The sequence below is a fragment of the Streptomyces sp. NPDC003023 genome (assembly GCF_042888225.1).
Lineage (GTDB): Bacteria > Actinomycetota > Actinomycetes > Streptomycetales > Streptomycetaceae > Streptomyces.
Genome location: NZ_JBIAPL010000001.1, coordinates 1469206 through 1484700 on the forward strand (window position 1 = coordinate 1469206; position 15495 = coordinate 1484700).

The following is a 15495-nucleotide window of genomic DNA, read 5'->3' on the forward strand; positions in this document are numbered from 1 at the left end:
TCTGTCGGCGGCGGGGTCGCTTAGACCGCTTAAACCAGGACGGAGTTCGGATGCGAGCGAGGAACGAGCGGCTGGCACGGGCCGTCCGGGAGGCCGGCTACAGCTATGCGGAACTCGCGCGGCAGATCCGGTCCGTCGCGGCCGAGAACGGCCTCACCGCCCGTACGAACTCTTCCGCCATCGCCCACTGGGTCGCGGGCACCCGGCCCAACCGCAGGACGGCCGAACTCGTCGCAGAAGCGCTCTCGCGCGGTACCGGCCGGGCGCTGTCGCCCCAGCAGCTGGATCTGGCGGACGTGTCGGGGGAGGAGGGCGAAGAGGCGGTGCCGGCCCCGGGGCTCGGCGCCGACCGCGACCCCCTCGACGTCCTCGACCTGCTGGCAGGCGCCGACCTCGAGCGTCGCGACCTCTCCCGGGCGATCCCCTACAGCGTCCCGGCCGCGGCCCTCCCTCTCGACGCCTCGGCGCCGTGGAGCCGGACCCTGCCCGTGGACCGCCCGGGCGTCATGGGCGAGCAGGAGGTCGAAGCCGTACGCGAGATGACCCGCCTGTTCACCGCGGTCGACGAACGGCACGGCGGGCAGCACGGGAGATCCGCCCTGGTGCAGTACCTGCGCAGTGACGTCGCGGATCTCTGCCGTGCCCGGTTCCGCACGCAGGAGCTCAAGGCGCGGATGCTGTCGGCCGGTGCCTGCGTCGTCTATCTGGCCGGCTGGAAGGCGTACGACGCCGGGGAGCAGGGACTCGCCCAGCGCTACTACCTCCAGGCCTACCGGCTGACCAGGGAGGCGGGAAACGACCTGCACAGCGCCTTCGTGCTGCGGGTCCTCGCCCACCACGGCATGGAGGTGGGCCGCCCCGAGCACTCGCTCGACCTGATCGACGCGGCACTGCGCCACATCGGCAGACGATCCGACCCGGCGACCGAGGCACTGTACGTGGTGACCAGGGCCCGTGCCCTCGCCATGGCCGACCGCGGCCGCGAAGCGGTGGCGGAAGCCGCCCGCGCCGAACGGCTGGTGCAGGACGCCGACGAGCGGGAGATGCCCTACTGGGCCGCGCTCTGGGGATCGGCACGAGCCTGCGTGGGCAACCACTCGGCCAAGGCCGCCGAGCACATGGGCTCCTACGCCGTGGCCGAGCAGCACTTCAGCCGCGCCGTCCGGCGCAGACCCGGCGGTCAGTACCGGCGCATCACCGCGCTGAACGTCGCGCACACCGGGGCCATGCAGTGCCGCCAGGGCAGGGTGGAGCAGGCCTGCGACACCTGGAGAGCGGCACTGGAGCTGATGGACGGGGTGCGCTCTGCACGGGTGCTCCGAGCGGTGGCCGACATGCGCCACGGCCTGTCGCCGTACTGCCACGGCAGAGTGCCCGCCGCGCTCGACCTCGCGGAACGGATCCGGCTCTGGTCGGCCCAGGAGGGCAGGTGACGAGCCGCTCCCTGCTCACGGAGCGGGGTCGCGCGCCGGCGGCGGTCAACCGGATCACGGCCGCGGCGCTCATCGGCACGCTGATCGAGTTCTACGACTTCGCGCTGTACGCGACCGCCGCCGCGCTCGTCCTCGGACCCGTGTTCTTCCCCGAGTTCGCGCCGGCCACCGCGACGCTCGCGGCGCTCGGCACATTCGCCACCGGTTTCGTGGCCCGCCCGCTCGGGGCGGTCCTGTTCGGTCACATAGGCGACCGCTTCGGCCGCCGGACGGTGCTGCAGTCCACCGTCCTGGTCACCGGACTGGCCACACTCGGTGTCGGATTGCTGCCCGGCTACCGGGAGTCGGGGGTGCTCGCTCCCGTCTGCCTCGTCGTACTCCGGTTCGTCCAGGGGCTCGGCATCGGCGGCGAGTGGACCGGCGCAGTGCTCCTCGCCACCGAGCACGCTCCGGCCAGGCACCGGGGACTGTGGGCCTCGTTCCCCCAGGTCGGGCCGGCGGCCGGGTTCCTGCTCGCCAACGCCGCGGTGCTCGCCCTCACGACCACCCTGAGCACCGACCAGTTCATGTCCTGGGGGTGGCGGGTGCCGTTCTGGTTCGCCGGACTGCTCACCGTGGTCGGCTACCTGCTGCGCTCCGGAGTCGTGGAGAGCCCGGTCTTCCGGGACCTTGCTCGCGAAGGCGGAGTCGTCCGCAGCCCAGTGCGGCAGGTGATCCGTCTGCACGGCATGCGAGTGCTGCTCGTGGCCGGAGCTGTGATGTGCACGTACGCCGTCCACTACACGGCCACCACATGGGCGATGTCCCACGTCACCCGCCACCCGGCCATGACGCCCACACGGACGCTGCTGTGCCTGATGGCGGCGATGACGGTCATGGCGGCGGCCACCCCGCTCGCCGCCGCACTCGGCGACCGCCACGGCCGGCGCAGGCTCAGCATCATCGGCTGCCTCGCCATGGCCGCGTGCACGGTGCCGTACCTGGCGCTGCTCGGGACCGGCCACCCGGTGGCGATCTGGGCGGCCACCACGCTGATGCTGCTCGCACTGGTCACCATGCTCGGCGTGCAGGGCGGCTACATCCCCGAGCTGTTCGAGCCGGGAGTGCGTGCAGCGGGCACCGCGATCTCGTACAACACCGGGGCGTTGCTCGGTGGCGCCCTCACACCGCTGATCAACAGCCGTCTCTTCCAGTCGGCCACCGGACAGCTGCCCTGGGCGGTGGCCGCCTACCTGACCGGAGTGTGCGCGGTGAGCCTGGCGTGCCTGCTGCTCCTGCCCGCCAGGCCCGCCGCGTTCAAGGGCTGACTGGTGCCGGCGTGTTCCGGCGCCGGCCTCGTGCCGCCGCGTTCAAGGGCTGACCTTGTCCCGGCAGGACCGGGCCTCGATCGCGGCGGAGCTCGGCTTGTGGCTGCTGATCCAGGCCCTGTTCTCCTCCGTCAGGGCCGGAAGGGACGTCTCGACGTCCCTGATCCAGGTGCTGCTGCCCACATGCCTCTTCAGCCAGGCCATGAGCCTGCGGCAGTCCGTCCCGTGCCCCTTGGGCATCCCGATGCCGTAGTGCTGAGGTGCTCCTATCGTCAGATCGGGCACCACCCGCAGTTCGTCGTCCTCGTGCTGCCGGGCGAAGCCGTACAGGATGGCCTGGTCGGTGGAGACCGCTTGGACCTGGCCGGAGATCAGCTGCTGGATGCAGTCGGACGCGTCGTCGAGGACGACCGGGTCCGCGCCCGCCGTGTCCTTGATGTCGTCCAGTGCCTCGCGGGACGTCGTCCCCTCCCAGGTGCAGACGCGGCTGCCCCGCAGATCGTCCATGGTGTCCACGGCGGGGCTCTTGGGCCCGACCAGGAAACCCTGCCGGGTGGTGAGATAGGGGCCCACGAAGTCGACCAGGTCCATCCGGTCGGCCGTGATGGAGAAGGAGGCGATCGTCATGTCCGCCTTCCGCTTGAGGAGTTGGGTCACACGGTCGTCGGAGGAGACGTCGACGGGTTCGCTGAAGGAGACGTCCAGCTCGTCCTGGATGTGCTGGAGCAGAAGGAAGTCCAGGCCCGATCGGTCGTAGTTCGAGGAGTAGGACAGTCCTGGCAGGTCGTTGTGCATCGCGACGGTGACCCTGTCCACGCCGAGGAACTTCGGCTTCGGGTCCTGCGACGAGCAGGCGGCCAGGTTCACGAGCACTGCCAGCGAGGCGACGACGGCCGACGTGCGTCTCAGCACGCGTACGGAGGAACGCAGGGATGCGGAGGTGGCAGACACGGTGTCCTCTCAGTCGTGGAGTACGACGTCCGCGACGGACACGCTCATCCGGCAGCCTTCGTCGGTCAACAGGGTGATCCGGGCCTCGATGTCGCCCCGCAGCCCGCCCAGGGAGAACTCGACCGCCTCGCCGCTGCGCACACCCTCGACGCGGGTACTCGCGTTTCCCGGCAACTGCGCGGAGTAGCTGGTCTCCGGCGCGCAGAACTGGGAGCCGCGGGCGGCGTCCCTGATGGTGAGGGTCAGACGCAGCCGCGAGCGGTCCGCGGGGTTGTCCACGACGAGCCGCAGCTCCGATCCGGCGGTGGCCGTGTCGGGCGAGATGCTGGTGCGCCCGGTGACGTCGATCTCGCCGTGCTCCGCGAGGTGATCCATGCCCACGGTCCCGGCGAACGCGCAGATCACCGCAGTTGCCGACATGAGCACACGCCAGCGGCGGGCACGCGTTTCACCCGAAGGGGCGACCAGTCGCACCAGCGCCAGTACGACCGCCGCACCGATGGCCAGGTAGACCCACACGAACTGGCGCAACGGCCCGTCGGGCGCGTTGATCAGGGCGAACGTGCCGAGGGACAGGACGAGCAGGAACGGTGGCCAGTTCCAGCCGCTCCAGCGTTTCGCCGTGTCGGCGAACTTGTCGACGTCGCCGAAGAACACGCTGAGGAAGAGCTTGCTGACGAAGCCGATGGCCGGTGACTGGTCGCCCGTGGTGCCGGCTCTGGCGTTCACCGGGTGATCGCCGGTCAACTACCGGCCTTGTCGGGCTTGGGGTTGAAGTAGAAGTTCGCCGTGTCCAGCTTGCCGATCGCCGGCGAGCCGTCGCCGTGCGACGTGACCTGGATCCTGTCGGCACTCCGGTAGGTGCGGTGGGCGAGCCTGATGTGCGTACGGAGAGACTCCGCGCTCAAGTCGGCCCCGTCGGCCAGCCATTCGCCGATGGCGCCCTCCAGGACCTCACGGTCCTCCCCGGAGAGTCCTTCGATGGCCGTCGTCGCGGCGGCGTCCTGCTCGGTCTCCGGCGGGTCCTCGGCATCCCTGCGGAGCACCCTGCCCAGCAGTACCCGGCCCCGTTCCACTGCGCTGTCCGCCAGCCTGGTCTGCGCCGACTCGACGACGGCACCGGCGAAGGATGTCGCCGCGGTGCTGACGAACGGGGCGATGACGGCTGCGGCTGTCAGTAACTCGGACATACGGTCTCCTCCCCTCACGATCACGCGGGTCACGCGGATCACGTCGAACTCTACTCAACGTTGCGTGTCTCTCAAATGACTTCACGTCACGGGGCCCGTGGCCCGCGCACGACAGAACCGGGCGGGCATCATGGGGGAGATGCCCGCCCGGCTCGCTCGCGGCGGAGGCGCTCAGCGACGTGTCGGCGTCACTCGAGCAGCTCCGCGTACGCACCCATCGCCAGGGCGATGTCCGCCTGGGCCCAGAAGCGGTGGTACGTGAACTGGGGCGCGGCGCCGCCCGCCAGGTAGTTCTCGATCTTCGACCACGCCGGGTCGTCCTGGTAGAAGGAGCGCAGCGACGCGAACGTCGAGGACGAGTCGACGGTGTCCCCGTTCGGCATCGTGCCCGTCCAGCCGCTCGGCACGTACACCGGGTCGTCGAACCGGTTGTAGTCCGTCCGGGTCTCCGGCACCGCGATGCCGAGGGCGTCCTGGTGGTGGTCCCACATGCCGTCCAGCAGCGCCTTCGCCACCCGCTTCGCGTCGGCGTCGCCCGACCGTGCCGCGTAGTACGTCAGCACCTTGGCGTACGCGCCGGCCACCCCGACGTCCTGGGTGTAGTCGGCCACCGTGACGTGCAGACCGGCGTTGGCGCCGGGGGCGGAGGCGTTCCAGGTGTCGGGCTTGCCGGACCACTGGAGGGTGGAGGGCATCAGGAAGGTGCCGTCCGGGTTGACAGTCGTCTCGGACAGCGCCCAGTCGACCCACTTGTCGAGCACCGCACCGGCCTGGGCGTCACCCGTCTGCTGGTAGTACTCGGCGACTCGTTCCATCGACCACGCCTGGAAGCCGAACCACTGGTTCGACGGCGGGTCGTGGTAGACCGGTTTCTCGTCGTAGGCCATGCCGTAGAACGTCGGCGTACCGGCCGCGGGAGCCTCGTAGCGGCCGCCGACGCTGTTCGTCGCGCCGCCGGCGATCGCGCCCTCGTCGGACTGCAGCCAGCGGTAGAACTCGATCTGCCGCTCCAGACTCTTGGCCCAGTCGGCCTGCGCCGTCGCCGACTTGGGCTTCAGCGGGGCGTAGGCGCTGAGCGCGTGGGCGGCCAGGGGGTTCTGGTAGCCGCCGTGCGCGTGGCTGGAACCGATCCGCCAGGCCCAGCCCGCGGAGGGGTCGGCCGCGCCGCCCCAGGCGTAGTACCAGGACAGCAGATAGTGCGAACTGTCCTTGCCGGTGCCTGCCGGGCAGGTGGTGGGCCCGACGCAGTCGCCGACCTTCTTGAAGTACTTGTCGAACATCGCGTAGCGCAGGTAGTCACCCATCTTCGCGGCCTTGGCGACCGTCCCCGAGACCGCGGAGCCCTTGCCCTGCTCCTTGGCCCAGATGTCCGCCCAGTAGGCGGCCTGCACGGCTCGCGCGTCCGCGTCCGGCGCGTTGGTGAACTTCCACTGCTTGGCGTACGAGGCGTCCTTGGTGAACAGGTCCAGGTAGCCGTTCGGGCCGCCGTAGGCGAACTTGTCGCAGGTCGGCTGTGGCACGGTCTCCCACACGGACTCCTGCGGACCGCGCTGGAAGGTGTTGATGTACGAGGGACCGGTGGCGCTCGGCCCCGCCTCGCACTTGCCCGGCTCGTTGCCGTACCCGTAGACGTTGTCGACGTCCTGCAGCCAGTGCATGCCGTAGACGTCGTCCGTGCCGTACGCGCTCTTGAGCTCGGCGGCGATCGGGTCCTTGCCGGAGGCGACGGAGGGCTGGAGCTCGGCCGGGTACTGGGAGGGCAGGTCGTGCTCGGGGGCGTAGGTGGCCGGCTTGTTCGGGTCGTAGAAGGACCCGGTGGCCTGGTCGGCGTGTGTGGGGATCATGTACTTCTCCATGATTTCCCAGGCGCCGTTGAACTTCGACCAGTCGCCGCTGATCCGGCCGTACATGGCCTGCAGCCAGATCAGATAGCTGTACGCCTCCGACGTCGTCTCGTGCCCGTGGTCGGGAGCCTCGACGATCAGGGTCTCGACGGAGTGGTACGGGATGCCCTCGGGTGAGAAGTAGCCGTTGGCCGGGTCGGTGATCTTCCCGTACAGGTCGAGGAAGCGTTCGTCGTATTCCTTGGAACCGCCCAGCTGCGTCACGGTCACCTCGGCCGCCGCATGGCCCGGGGCCGTCACGGCGAAGGTGGCCGAGCCGCTGCCCTCGGCGGCGGCGGCGATGGTGACCTTCTGCGCCGTGTTCCAGTTCGACGAGGTGAAGGCGAGGCTCGCCCCGCTGCTCACGCTCAGCCCGGTGTTGCCGGCGGTGCGGGCCACCGAGACCGTGACGCCGGAGGACGGCCGGGTCGACAGCTTGACGTCGAACGTCCCCGACGAGCCCTGCTGGATGCCGAGTTGCGCCGGCGAGGCGACGACGGCGGGGCCGGCGGCCACGGTGATCCCGACCGGCGCGGACTCGGCGGAGGCGCCCAGGCTGTCGTAGGCCTTCGCGTAGAGGGAGTAGTCGCCGGCCGCGAGCCCGGCGGCGCTGAAGGCGTACGGCGAGGTGGTGTCGGTGCCCAGCAGCGTCGTGTCGCTGTAGAACTCGACCCTGCTCACACTCGCGCCGTCGGCAGCGGCAGCCGTCGCGGCCATCGGGACCGCGTCACCGGCGGAGAAGACGGCCCCCGCGGCAGGGCTGGTGAGGACCGCGATCGGCGGCTGGTGCGCGCCGGTGCAGTTGGTGCCGTTGACGGCGAAGGCGGTGGGGGCGGTGTTGGTGCCGCTGTAGGAGAACTGGGCGCCGGTGCTGACGGCGGCACCGACGCCGATCGAGCGGCTCCAGGCGGGGGCCTTGACGGTGACGGTCCGGCCGGACTGCGACCAGGTGCCGTTCCAGCCGTTGCTGAGCTTCTGGTTCCCTGCGTAGTCGTAGGTCAGGGTCCAGTCGTCGATCGTCTCCGAGCCGCGGTTGGTGACGGTGAGATCGGCGGTGAAACCGGAGCCCCAGTCACTCGTCTTGTAGTCGACGCTGCACTGGACGGCGGCGGCGTGGGCCGGCGCGGTGCCGGTCGCGGTCAGGGCCAGGGGGAGCGAGAGGACGGCGGCGAGCGCCGTGAGCACAAGCCGCAGCGGGCGTCGTCTGCCTGGTGGGGACATGGGGGTGACTCTCCTAGCGGCTCGGGGAGTTGGGCACGGAGCATGCTGAGCACAAGCCTTGAACCAGTGGGAGCGCTCCCACGGTGAGGTGGCGGGTCGGTGCTGTCAAGAGTTGTCACAGAAACCGGGGTGCCGAACTGCGCTCCGTCAAGAAATTTGCCAACTCCTCTTTTCCGGCCCGGCGTTCGGCGCTAGCCTCCGGTGCAACCAGTGGGAGCGGTTCCATCACTGGATGCGCCGGATCGGCGCATCCCAGCTGCAAGGAGTCGCTCATGCGTCACCCCCGCACCTACCCGTCGCTCCGCCCGGCGACCTGCCCGCGCCGGACGATGCCGGATCGCGACGGCCGGCACGTCCGCAAGTGAAGTCTCCCGAACGGCCCGGATTCACTTGGGAATCCGGCCATTTGGCTGGGAGCGCTCCCACTCCGGGTGCGGTCCCAGGGCTTCGCCACCAGCTGCACGCCCCCACCCTTGAATCGCCGATGAGAGGAAACGTCACCCCATGAGCCGCGACATCACGAGCCGCGACACCGCGCCACCGATGCGCCGAAAGCGGACCGCGCTGCTGGCCGCCTGCAGCCTTCTCGCCACCGGCGCCGGAGCCGTCACCGTCATGCAGACACCGGCCGCCGCCGCCGCGCTGGCCTGCAGCGTCGACTACCAGGTCAGCGACTGGGGCTCCGGCTTCACGGCCACGGTCAACGTCAAGAACACCGGGACCACCGCGATCGACAACTGGGCCCTGACCTACGACTACTCGGGCAACCAGAAGCTCGCCAACGGCTGGAACGGCGTCTGGACGCAGTCCGGGAAGACCATCACGGTCAAGGGTCCCGAGTGGAACCGGGCGATCGCCGGCGGCGCGACCGTCTCACCGGGCGCGCAGTTCAGCTACAGCGGCACCAACACCGCCCCGACCGCCTTCGCGGTCAACGGTGTCGCCTGCAACGGAGGCACCACACCCACCGACCCGCCCACCGACCCGCCGACCGACCCGCCGACCGACCCGCCCACCGACCCCCCGGCCGGTGACAAGGTGGACAACCCGTTCGTCGGCGCCAAGATGTACGTCAACCCCGAATGGTCGGCGAAGGCCGCTGCCGAACCGGGCGGCAGCCGCATCGCCAACACCTCCACCTCCGTCTGGCTCGACCGCATCGCGGCGATCGAAGGCGTGAACGGCGGAATGGGCCTGCGCGACCACCTCGACGAGGCGCTCGAGCAGTCCGGCGGCGAGCCGCTCGCCATCAACATCGTCGTCTACGACCTGCCCGGTCGCGACTGCTCCGCCCTCGCCTCCAACGGCGAGCTCGGCCCCGAGGAACTCCCGCGCTACAAGAGCGAGTTCATCGACCCGATCGCGGCGGCCGTCTCCGACCCGAAGTACGCGGGGCTGCGCATCACCACCGTCATCGAGATCGACTCGCTGCCCAACCTCATCACCAACGCGGGCAGCCGGCCCACCGCCACCCCGCAGTGCGATGTGATGAAGGCGAACGGCAACTACGTCAAGGGCGTCGGCTACGCGCTGGCCAAGCTCGGCCCGATCCCCAACGTCTACAACTACATCGACGCCGGACACCACGGCTGGCTCGGCTGGGACGACAACTTCGGCCCGTCCGCCGACCTGTTCGCCCAGGCCGCCCAGGCCGAGGGCAGCAAGCTGGAGTACGTCCACGGCTTCATCACCAACACCGCCAACTACGGCATCCTCAAGGAGTCGTACTACACGATCGACGACGCGGTGAACGGCACCTCCGTCCGCCAGTCCAAGTGGATCGACTGGAACCGCTACGTCGACGAGCTGAGCTACGCGCAGGGCTTCCGCCAGCGGCTGGTCCAGGCCGGATTCGCCTCGAACATCGGCATGCTCATCGACACCTCCCGCAACGGCTGGGGCGGCACCGCCCGGCCCACCGGACCGGGACCGCAGACCAACGTCGACACCTACGTCAACGGCGGCAAGCTCGACCGCCGTATCCACCTGGGCAACTGGTGCAACCAGGCCGGGGCGGGTCTCGGCGAGCGGCCCCAGGCGGCTCCCGCGCCGGGCATCGACGCCTACGTGTGGGTGAAGCCCCCGGGCGAGTCGGACGGCGCCAGCTCGGAGATCCCGAACGACGAGGGCAAGGGCTTCGACCGGATGTGCGACCCCACGTACACCGGCAACGTCCGCAACGGGAACAACATGTCCGGCTCGCTGGGCGACGCCCCGCTGTCCGGGCACTGGTTCTCCGCGCAGTTCCAGGAGCTCATGAAGAACGCTCACCCGGCGCTGTAGCACCGGGGAACCGTCCGGGAGACGACCCCGACAGCGAACGACGCGCCTCGGCCGACCTGGACAGGCCGTGATCCGCAACTCTAGGGTCATGGCCCAGGGCGCCGGGGCGCGTCCGTACGCCGCTGTGGAGAACGTGAATGGTCACCCTTGCCGACGCCGTCCGCCGTGCCGGAGCCCCGGCCGGGAGGGCGGGCCACGTCCTTCGCGGCAAGCGATCCGTCTCGGCGAGCAGCCGGGAGCGGGTCGAGCGCAGCATCGACCGGCCCGGACACCGGCCCGGACACCGGCCCGGACACCGGGCCGGACACCGGGTCCCGGAGGGCCGGGACGCCGCCGGAGCAGTGCTGCTCGCGCCCGAACCGACCGTACGGGCGAGCTCCGGACCGGTCCGCCGGTGACCGGCCGCCCGCCACGGGCCGATGTACGGACCGGGAGGGACGACACCGTGGCCCCAGCCCCAGCCGCCGACGACGCGCGTGCGCAGTTCCAGGCCTTTTTCGAACGCCACTACGCCGAACTCGCCCGCTTGGCCCACCTGCTGACCGGTGAGGCGGACGCCGCCGACGACCTTGCCGCGGACGCGATGCTCGCGCTCTGGCACCGCTGGGACCGGGCGAGCGCCGCGGAGCACCCCGTGGCCTATGCCCGGGGCGTCGTCGCCAATCTCGCGCGCAGCCGGATCAGGAGTGCCGTTCGTGAGCGCCGCAGGGTGGCCCTGTTCTGGTCGCAGCGCTCCGACAAGGTGGAGGACCCGGACGTACCGGTGGTCGTCGACGTGCAGGAGGCACTGCGCTCGCTGCCGTTCCGCAAGCGTGCCTGTGTGGTGCTGCGGCACGCCTTCGACCTGTCGGAACGGGACACCGCGCTGGCGCTCGGCATCTCGGTCGGCACGGTCAAGAGCCAGACGTCGAAGGGCGTGGCGGAACTGCAACGGCTGCTGGGAACACCCCGCAAGGCAGCCTCTGAGCTGATCGGAGGCCGGAGTTGACGGACGAGACGCGCAGGCGGCTGCGGGAGGCGGCCGCGTCCCACCAGCCGGACAGGGCGCGGATGCTGGCGCGCGTCGAGAGGGGCATGGCCGGGGGAGCGCAGCCCGCGGGCGGCAGGGCGCCGGCGTGCCGGGCCGCCCGGCTGCGGGTGGCCGGAGCGACGGCGGCTGTCGTCACCGTCCTGGCGTTCTGCGGATACGCGGCGGCGACGCTCACCCGGCCGGGCGGCGAGTCGGCGGCCGTGGCGTCGCCCCCGCCCCCGCCCTCCTCGAGCGCTTCCGAGCGGCCACCGACGGGCGGCCAGGACGGCAGCCCAGGCGACAGTGACGGCGACGCCGACGGCCACGGCGAGGACGGCGGTCTGTGGGCCGGCGGATCCGTGGACCCGCACAGCAACAGCTACTGGGCGCAGAGCAATGTGACCCTGAAGAACCGCCGGACGCTGACCTCGCTCACGGTGGAGCTGCGGATCGCCGGGACCGGCGGGGTGGCGAGCACCGGCAACTGGCGCACCCGCCCGGCCGCCGACTTCGACTTCTCCGTACGGGAGGAGGGCGGCGCACTCGTCCACCGCTGGGTCCTGCGGGAGGGCCGCACCGTCCCCCCGGGGCAGCACGTCTTCGCCGGCCAGTACAACCACGCGGAGGGCGGCCGTGACACGGGCGGGGACTCCTACACGATCCGGACGGACGTCGCGGGTGAACAGCGGACCATGAGCGGGGACTTCGCGCCGGCGCGGCGCTGAGAGACCTCTCGGAACAATCTGCCGGGAGCGGCAACCTCCGGGCCCGCGGTGGCGACAGGAAGACGCAAGTCCTCACCCCCCACACCGAAGGGACCCGGACATATGAGCCGACACAAGCGGAGCGTCAGGCGCCGCAGGGCGCTTGCCGCGCTGGGCGCGGCGCTCGGGCTGACCGCCGCCGGGCTCGTCACCAACAGCATGCTGTCGACCGCCGGAGCGGCCACTCCCTGGCCCACGCCCAAGGGCAGCCAGGCCGTGTCCGCCACCATCGAGGTCTCCGGCACCTACGACGGCGGTCTCAAGCGCTTCCACGGCAGCGGCGACCTCGGCGGCGGCGGCCAGGAAGAAGGACAGGACCCGCTGTTCAAGCTGAAGGACGGCGCGGTCCTCAAGAACGTCGTCCTCGGCACACCCGCCGCCGACGGCGTCCACTGCATGGGCAGTTGCACCCTGCAGAACGTCTGGTGGGAGGACGTCGGCGAGGACGCCGCCTCCTTCAAGGGCAAGTCGGCGAACTCCGTCTACACCGTGTACGGCGGCGGCGCGCGGAAGGCGTCCGACAAGGTATTCCAGTTCAACGGAGCGGGCAAGCTCGTGGTGACGAAGTTCCAGGTCGCCGACTTCGGCAAGCTGGTCCGCTCCTGCGGCAACTGCTCGACCCAGTACCGCCGTTCGATCATCGTCAACGATGTCGACGTGACCGCGCCAGGCAAGTCCCTCGTCGGCATCAACAGCAACTACGGCGACACGGCCGCCCTGCGGAACATCCGCGTCCACGGTGACAGCGGCCGCAGGATCGAACTCTGCGTCCGCTACGAGGGCAACGACGACGGCGACGAGCCGCAGAAGACCGGCAGCGGTCCCGACGGCACGCACTGCCGCTACGGCGCGTCCGACATCAGCTACGACTGAGGGCGCGAGCCCTGAGGTCCCGGCAGACAGCGGAGGCCCCCGCCGGCGCTCGCCGGCGGGGGCGGATCGTGCGTCCCCTCCCGGGGATTCAGCCCGCGCTCGTCCAGGGCGCCCAGTCGCCCAGGTACACCTCACGGGTCGCCGACGCGGCCTGTGCCCGGTCGAGCTGCGGCCGGTTCTCCGGCACGACGATCCGGGCCCCGGGCCCGGTGTTGCGGTACTCGGCGTACCGCTGCGCCTGCCAGGGGTGGGCGTCCCGCATGTTCGCGTACGGCGCGACCGCGTCGATGCCCGGACCGAGCCGGCTGTCGCGCACCACCAGCGACGGCCGTGCGGTCGGGTCCGAGCTGGGCACCCACGGCCGGGACAGCTTGTACGCGCCGTCCTCCGCGCCGCTGGTGACGCGGCATCGTACGGCGAGGTAGCCGTACGGATTCGCGACGGCCGTGGACGGGGCGAACACCATGCCCTTGGGCGTGAAGTCCACGTCCCGGGCCAGGGTGTGGAACCGGCAGTGCTCGAACACGGCACGGGCGCGTCCGAAGACGAAGTCGACGTCTCCCTCCGCGTAGCAGTGCGAGAAGTACTGCCGGGCGACGGCGGACAGTGCGAGGGAGTCGGCGTACAGGGTGTCCTGGTGGCCGAGGAACCTGCACCGGTGGAAGGCCGAGCGGTCTCCCGTCACCTTGATCGCGACGGCCTGGGTGGCGCTGATCTCCGGGTGGTCCGCCCGTAGCCAGTCGTTGGCGAAGGTGATCCACCGGGCGGTGAAACCGGCCGCGCGGACCGTGGTGGTGGCGGAGCCGCTGGTGCCGTAGGTGCCCGGGCCGTCCGGCCGCGGGGTGCCCGCCGCGTTGTCGTACACGATCACGACGTCGCGAGGGTTCCGGCTCGCGCCGATGAGCGTGAGGCCCGCGCGGGACTCGGCGACGGTCACCACCTCGCGGTAGACGCCCGGCGCGACGACGAGCGTCCAGCCGGTGCCGTCCGTCGCCGTCACCGCGGCGGAGACGGTGGTGTGGTCGCCCAGCCCGCCGGGGTGGACGTAGAGCGTCCGGCCGGTGAGCCGGGACTCGGGCGAACCGAACGGGCCGAAGGGTGCGCGGCGGCCGGTGGCGCCAGCCGGGCCGTGCACGGCGAGGGCGAGGGCCGCTCCCGCGCCGGCGGTGAGCAGTGACCGGCGGCCGACCGCCGTGCCGGGGAGGTGCGTTGTCATGGTGGGGCTCCTTTCCGACTCCTCCGTCGTCAGCGCAGCCGGCCCGCGCCGGCCCGTTGGGTGACCAGCGCGGGCAGGGCCCGCGGGTCGTGGACCCGGGTGCGAAGGGTCGGCGTCCAGCCCGCGCCCCTCCGGAGTGTCTCGTCGGGCAGCTCGGCGTTGTGGACCGCCACCAGGTCGACGGGGCGTCCGTTGACGTAATTGCCTTCCGCCGTGACGGGCGCGTCCTTCCATTTCTTCAGGATCCGGCCGGCGCCGAGTCCGGCCGGGAGGGTGAAGGAGTTCCGCTCGGCGACGAGCTGCGACTCGGCGCCGATGCCGAGGCTGTAGGCGTAGGCCCCTTCGCCGACCGCGTAGTGGTTGTTGTACGTGTCGACCTTGCCGAACCGGACGCGCGGCGCGCGCTCCACGACGTCCCGGAACAGGTTGTGGTGCAGGGTGACCCGCAGCCTGCCGCGGTCGGTGTCGCCGGCGCTGTCGCTGTTGCCGATCATCAGGGTCTTGTCGTGGTCGCCGAAGACGTTCCAGGACGCGGTCACCAGGTCGGCGCCTCTGACGATGTCGAGCTCGCCGTCGTGCTGCTGGTACACCTCGCCGTAATGGGCCGGCAGTGAACTGTCCGGGTGGCGACCGTCGGTGAACGTGTTGTGGTCGATCCACACATGGGTCGAGCCGTACACCACGAGGCTGTCGTACTCGGAGTTCCACGCCCCGTTCGTGCCGTCGGTCGGATCCCACTGGGGGAAGCAGTCGAGCGGGCTCTCGAGGGTGAGGTTGCGGACGACGACGTTGTCGACGCCCTTGATCTGCAGGCTCGCCCCGACGATCCTCGCGTCCCGCCCGACGCCGACGACGGTGGTGTTCGCGGGTATGTACGCCTTGATCGCACGCGCCTGATGGGCGGCCGAGGCGGCCCGCAGGTCCTCCTGGGGTCCGCTGACCGGGGTGTCGCGGCCCCACACCGCGGGGTCGTAGTCGGCGAGGTAGGTGCCGAAGTCGTAGCCCTCCGCCTCGAAGGCGGCGCAGCCGGACGCGGTGGCGTCGAGAGTGCCCTTGACCTTGATGATCCGTGGCTCGTCGCCGTCCGCGTCGAGGGCGGCTGTGAACTCGTCCCAGGTGGTGACGGTCCGGACGTTCGCGGAGTGGGCGTGCGCGCCGCCCGTGGTGCCGTTGCCGAGCGAGGCCCAGCCGTCGCGGTCGGGCAGGACCTGGCGGGCGGGGTCCTGGTGGGCGCTTCCCCGGTGCGCGGGTCCGGTGCCCGGCGCCGCGTGGGCCGCCGCGGTGGCGGTCAGTGCGAGCGCGGTGCCCAGAACGGTGGTGATGACGCGTCCCTGACATCTTGGAGTGTGCATGGTTGCGGCTCTC

At 71.0% G+C, this 15495-nt stretch carries 13 protein-coding genes; 7 read left to right on the top strand and 6 right to left on the bottom strand.

Features of this window, described 5'->3' with window-relative positions:
- The first annotated feature begins 50 nt into the window (after positions 1-50).
- Positions 51-1433, top strand: a complete 1383-nt coding sequence (locus ACFYV1_RS06275; RefSeq protein WP_389394174.1) for a hypothetical protein — start codon at positions 51-53, stop codon at positions 1431-1433.
- The gene (locus ACFYV1_RS06280) at positions 1430-2740 is read left to right on the top strand and encodes an MFS transporter (protein WP_389394175.1); all 1311 of its coding nucleotides are present in this window, start codon (positions 1430-1432) and stop codon (positions 2738-2740) included. Before ACFYV1_RS06275 ends, ACFYV1_RS06280 begins: the two co-directional genes overlap by 4 nt.
- 42 nt (positions 2741-2782) lie before the next feature.
- On the opposite strand, the gene ACFYV1_RS06285 is transcribed toward ACFYV1_RS06280, so the two are convergent.
- From ACFYV1_RS06285 to ACFYV1_RS06300, 4 genes are all read right to left on the bottom strand, one after another.
- Positions 2783-3691, bottom strand: a complete 909-nt coding sequence (locus tag ACFYV1_RS06285) for a transporter substrate-binding domain-containing protein (RefSeq protein WP_389394176.1) — start codon at positions 3689-3691, stop codon at positions 2783-2785.
- 9 nt (positions 3692-3700) lie between these two features.
- Positions 3701-4420, bottom strand: a complete 720-nt coding sequence (locus tag ACFYV1_RS06290; RefSeq protein ID WP_389394177.1) for a hypothetical protein — start codon at positions 4418-4420, stop codon at positions 3701-3703.
- Between the two features lie 14 nt (positions 4421-4434).
- A complete protein-coding gene (locus ACFYV1_RS06295) occupies positions 4435-4881 on the bottom strand; it encodes a hypothetical protein (RefSeq protein ID WP_389394178.1) in 447 nt (148 codons plus the stop codon).
- A 188-nt stretch (positions 4882-5069) separates the two neighbouring features.
- Positions 5070-7985, bottom strand: coding sequence for a glycoside hydrolase family 48 protein (locus ACFYV1_RS06300; RefSeq protein WP_389394179.1), 2916 nt, complete (start codon positions 7983-7985; stop codon positions 5070-5072).
- Between the two features lie 543 nt (positions 7986-8528).
- Between ACFYV1_RS06300 and ACFYV1_RS06305 the strand changes: the two genes are divergently transcribed.
- The 5 genes from ACFYV1_RS06305 to ACFYV1_RS06325 all read left to right on the top strand — a co-directional run bounded on the left by ACFYV1_RS06305 (position 8529) and on the right by ACFYV1_RS06325 (position 12914).
- Positions 8529-10268, top strand: coding sequence for a glycoside hydrolase family 6 protein (locus ACFYV1_RS06305; protein WP_389394590.1), 1740 nt, complete (start codon positions 8529-8531; stop codon positions 10266-10268).
- Between the two features lie 137 nt (positions 10269-10405).
- Complete coding sequence (locus ACFYV1_RS06310) at positions 10406-10666, top strand: hypothetical protein (RefSeq protein ID WP_389394180.1); 261 nt, start codon at positions 10406-10408, stop codon at positions 10664-10666.
- A 47-nt stretch (positions 10667-10713) separates the two neighbouring features.
- On the top strand, positions 10714-11256 hold the full coding sequence (locus tag ACFYV1_RS06315) for a SigE family RNA polymerase sigma factor (RefSeq protein ID WP_389394181.1): 543 nt from the start codon (positions 10714-10716) through the stop codon (positions 11254-11256).
- Positions 11253-12002 carry a hypothetical protein gene (locus tag ACFYV1_RS06320; RefSeq protein WP_389394182.1) on the top strand — a complete coding sequence of 250 codons (750 nt, stop codon included), beginning with the start codon at positions 11253-11255 and terminating at the stop codon, positions 12000-12002. The genes ACFYV1_RS06315 and ACFYV1_RS06320 overlap by 4 nt, the downstream gene beginning before the upstream one ends.
- 102 nt (positions 12003-12104) lie before the next feature.
- Positions 12105-12914 (top strand): pectate lyase, encoded by an 810-nt coding sequence (locus ACFYV1_RS06325; RefSeq protein WP_389394183.1) that lies wholly within the window; start codon positions 12105-12107, stop codon positions 12912-12914.
- An 88-nt stretch (positions 12915-13002) separates the two neighbouring features.
- Here the strand turns inward: ACFYV1_RS06325 and ACFYV1_RS06330 are convergent, their stop codons facing one another.
- The gene (locus ACFYV1_RS06330; RefSeq protein WP_389394184.1) at positions 13003-14130 is read right to left on the bottom strand and encodes a pectinesterase family protein; all 1128 of its coding nucleotides are present in this window, start codon (positions 14128-14130) and stop codon (positions 13003-13005) included.
- A gap of 29 nt (positions 14131-14159) precedes the next feature.
- A complete protein-coding gene (locus ACFYV1_RS06335) occupies positions 14160-15482 on the bottom strand; it encodes a polysaccharide lyase family 1 protein (RefSeq protein WP_389394185.1) in 1323 nt (440 codons plus the stop codon).
- Positions 15483-15495 lie beyond the last annotated feature (13 nt).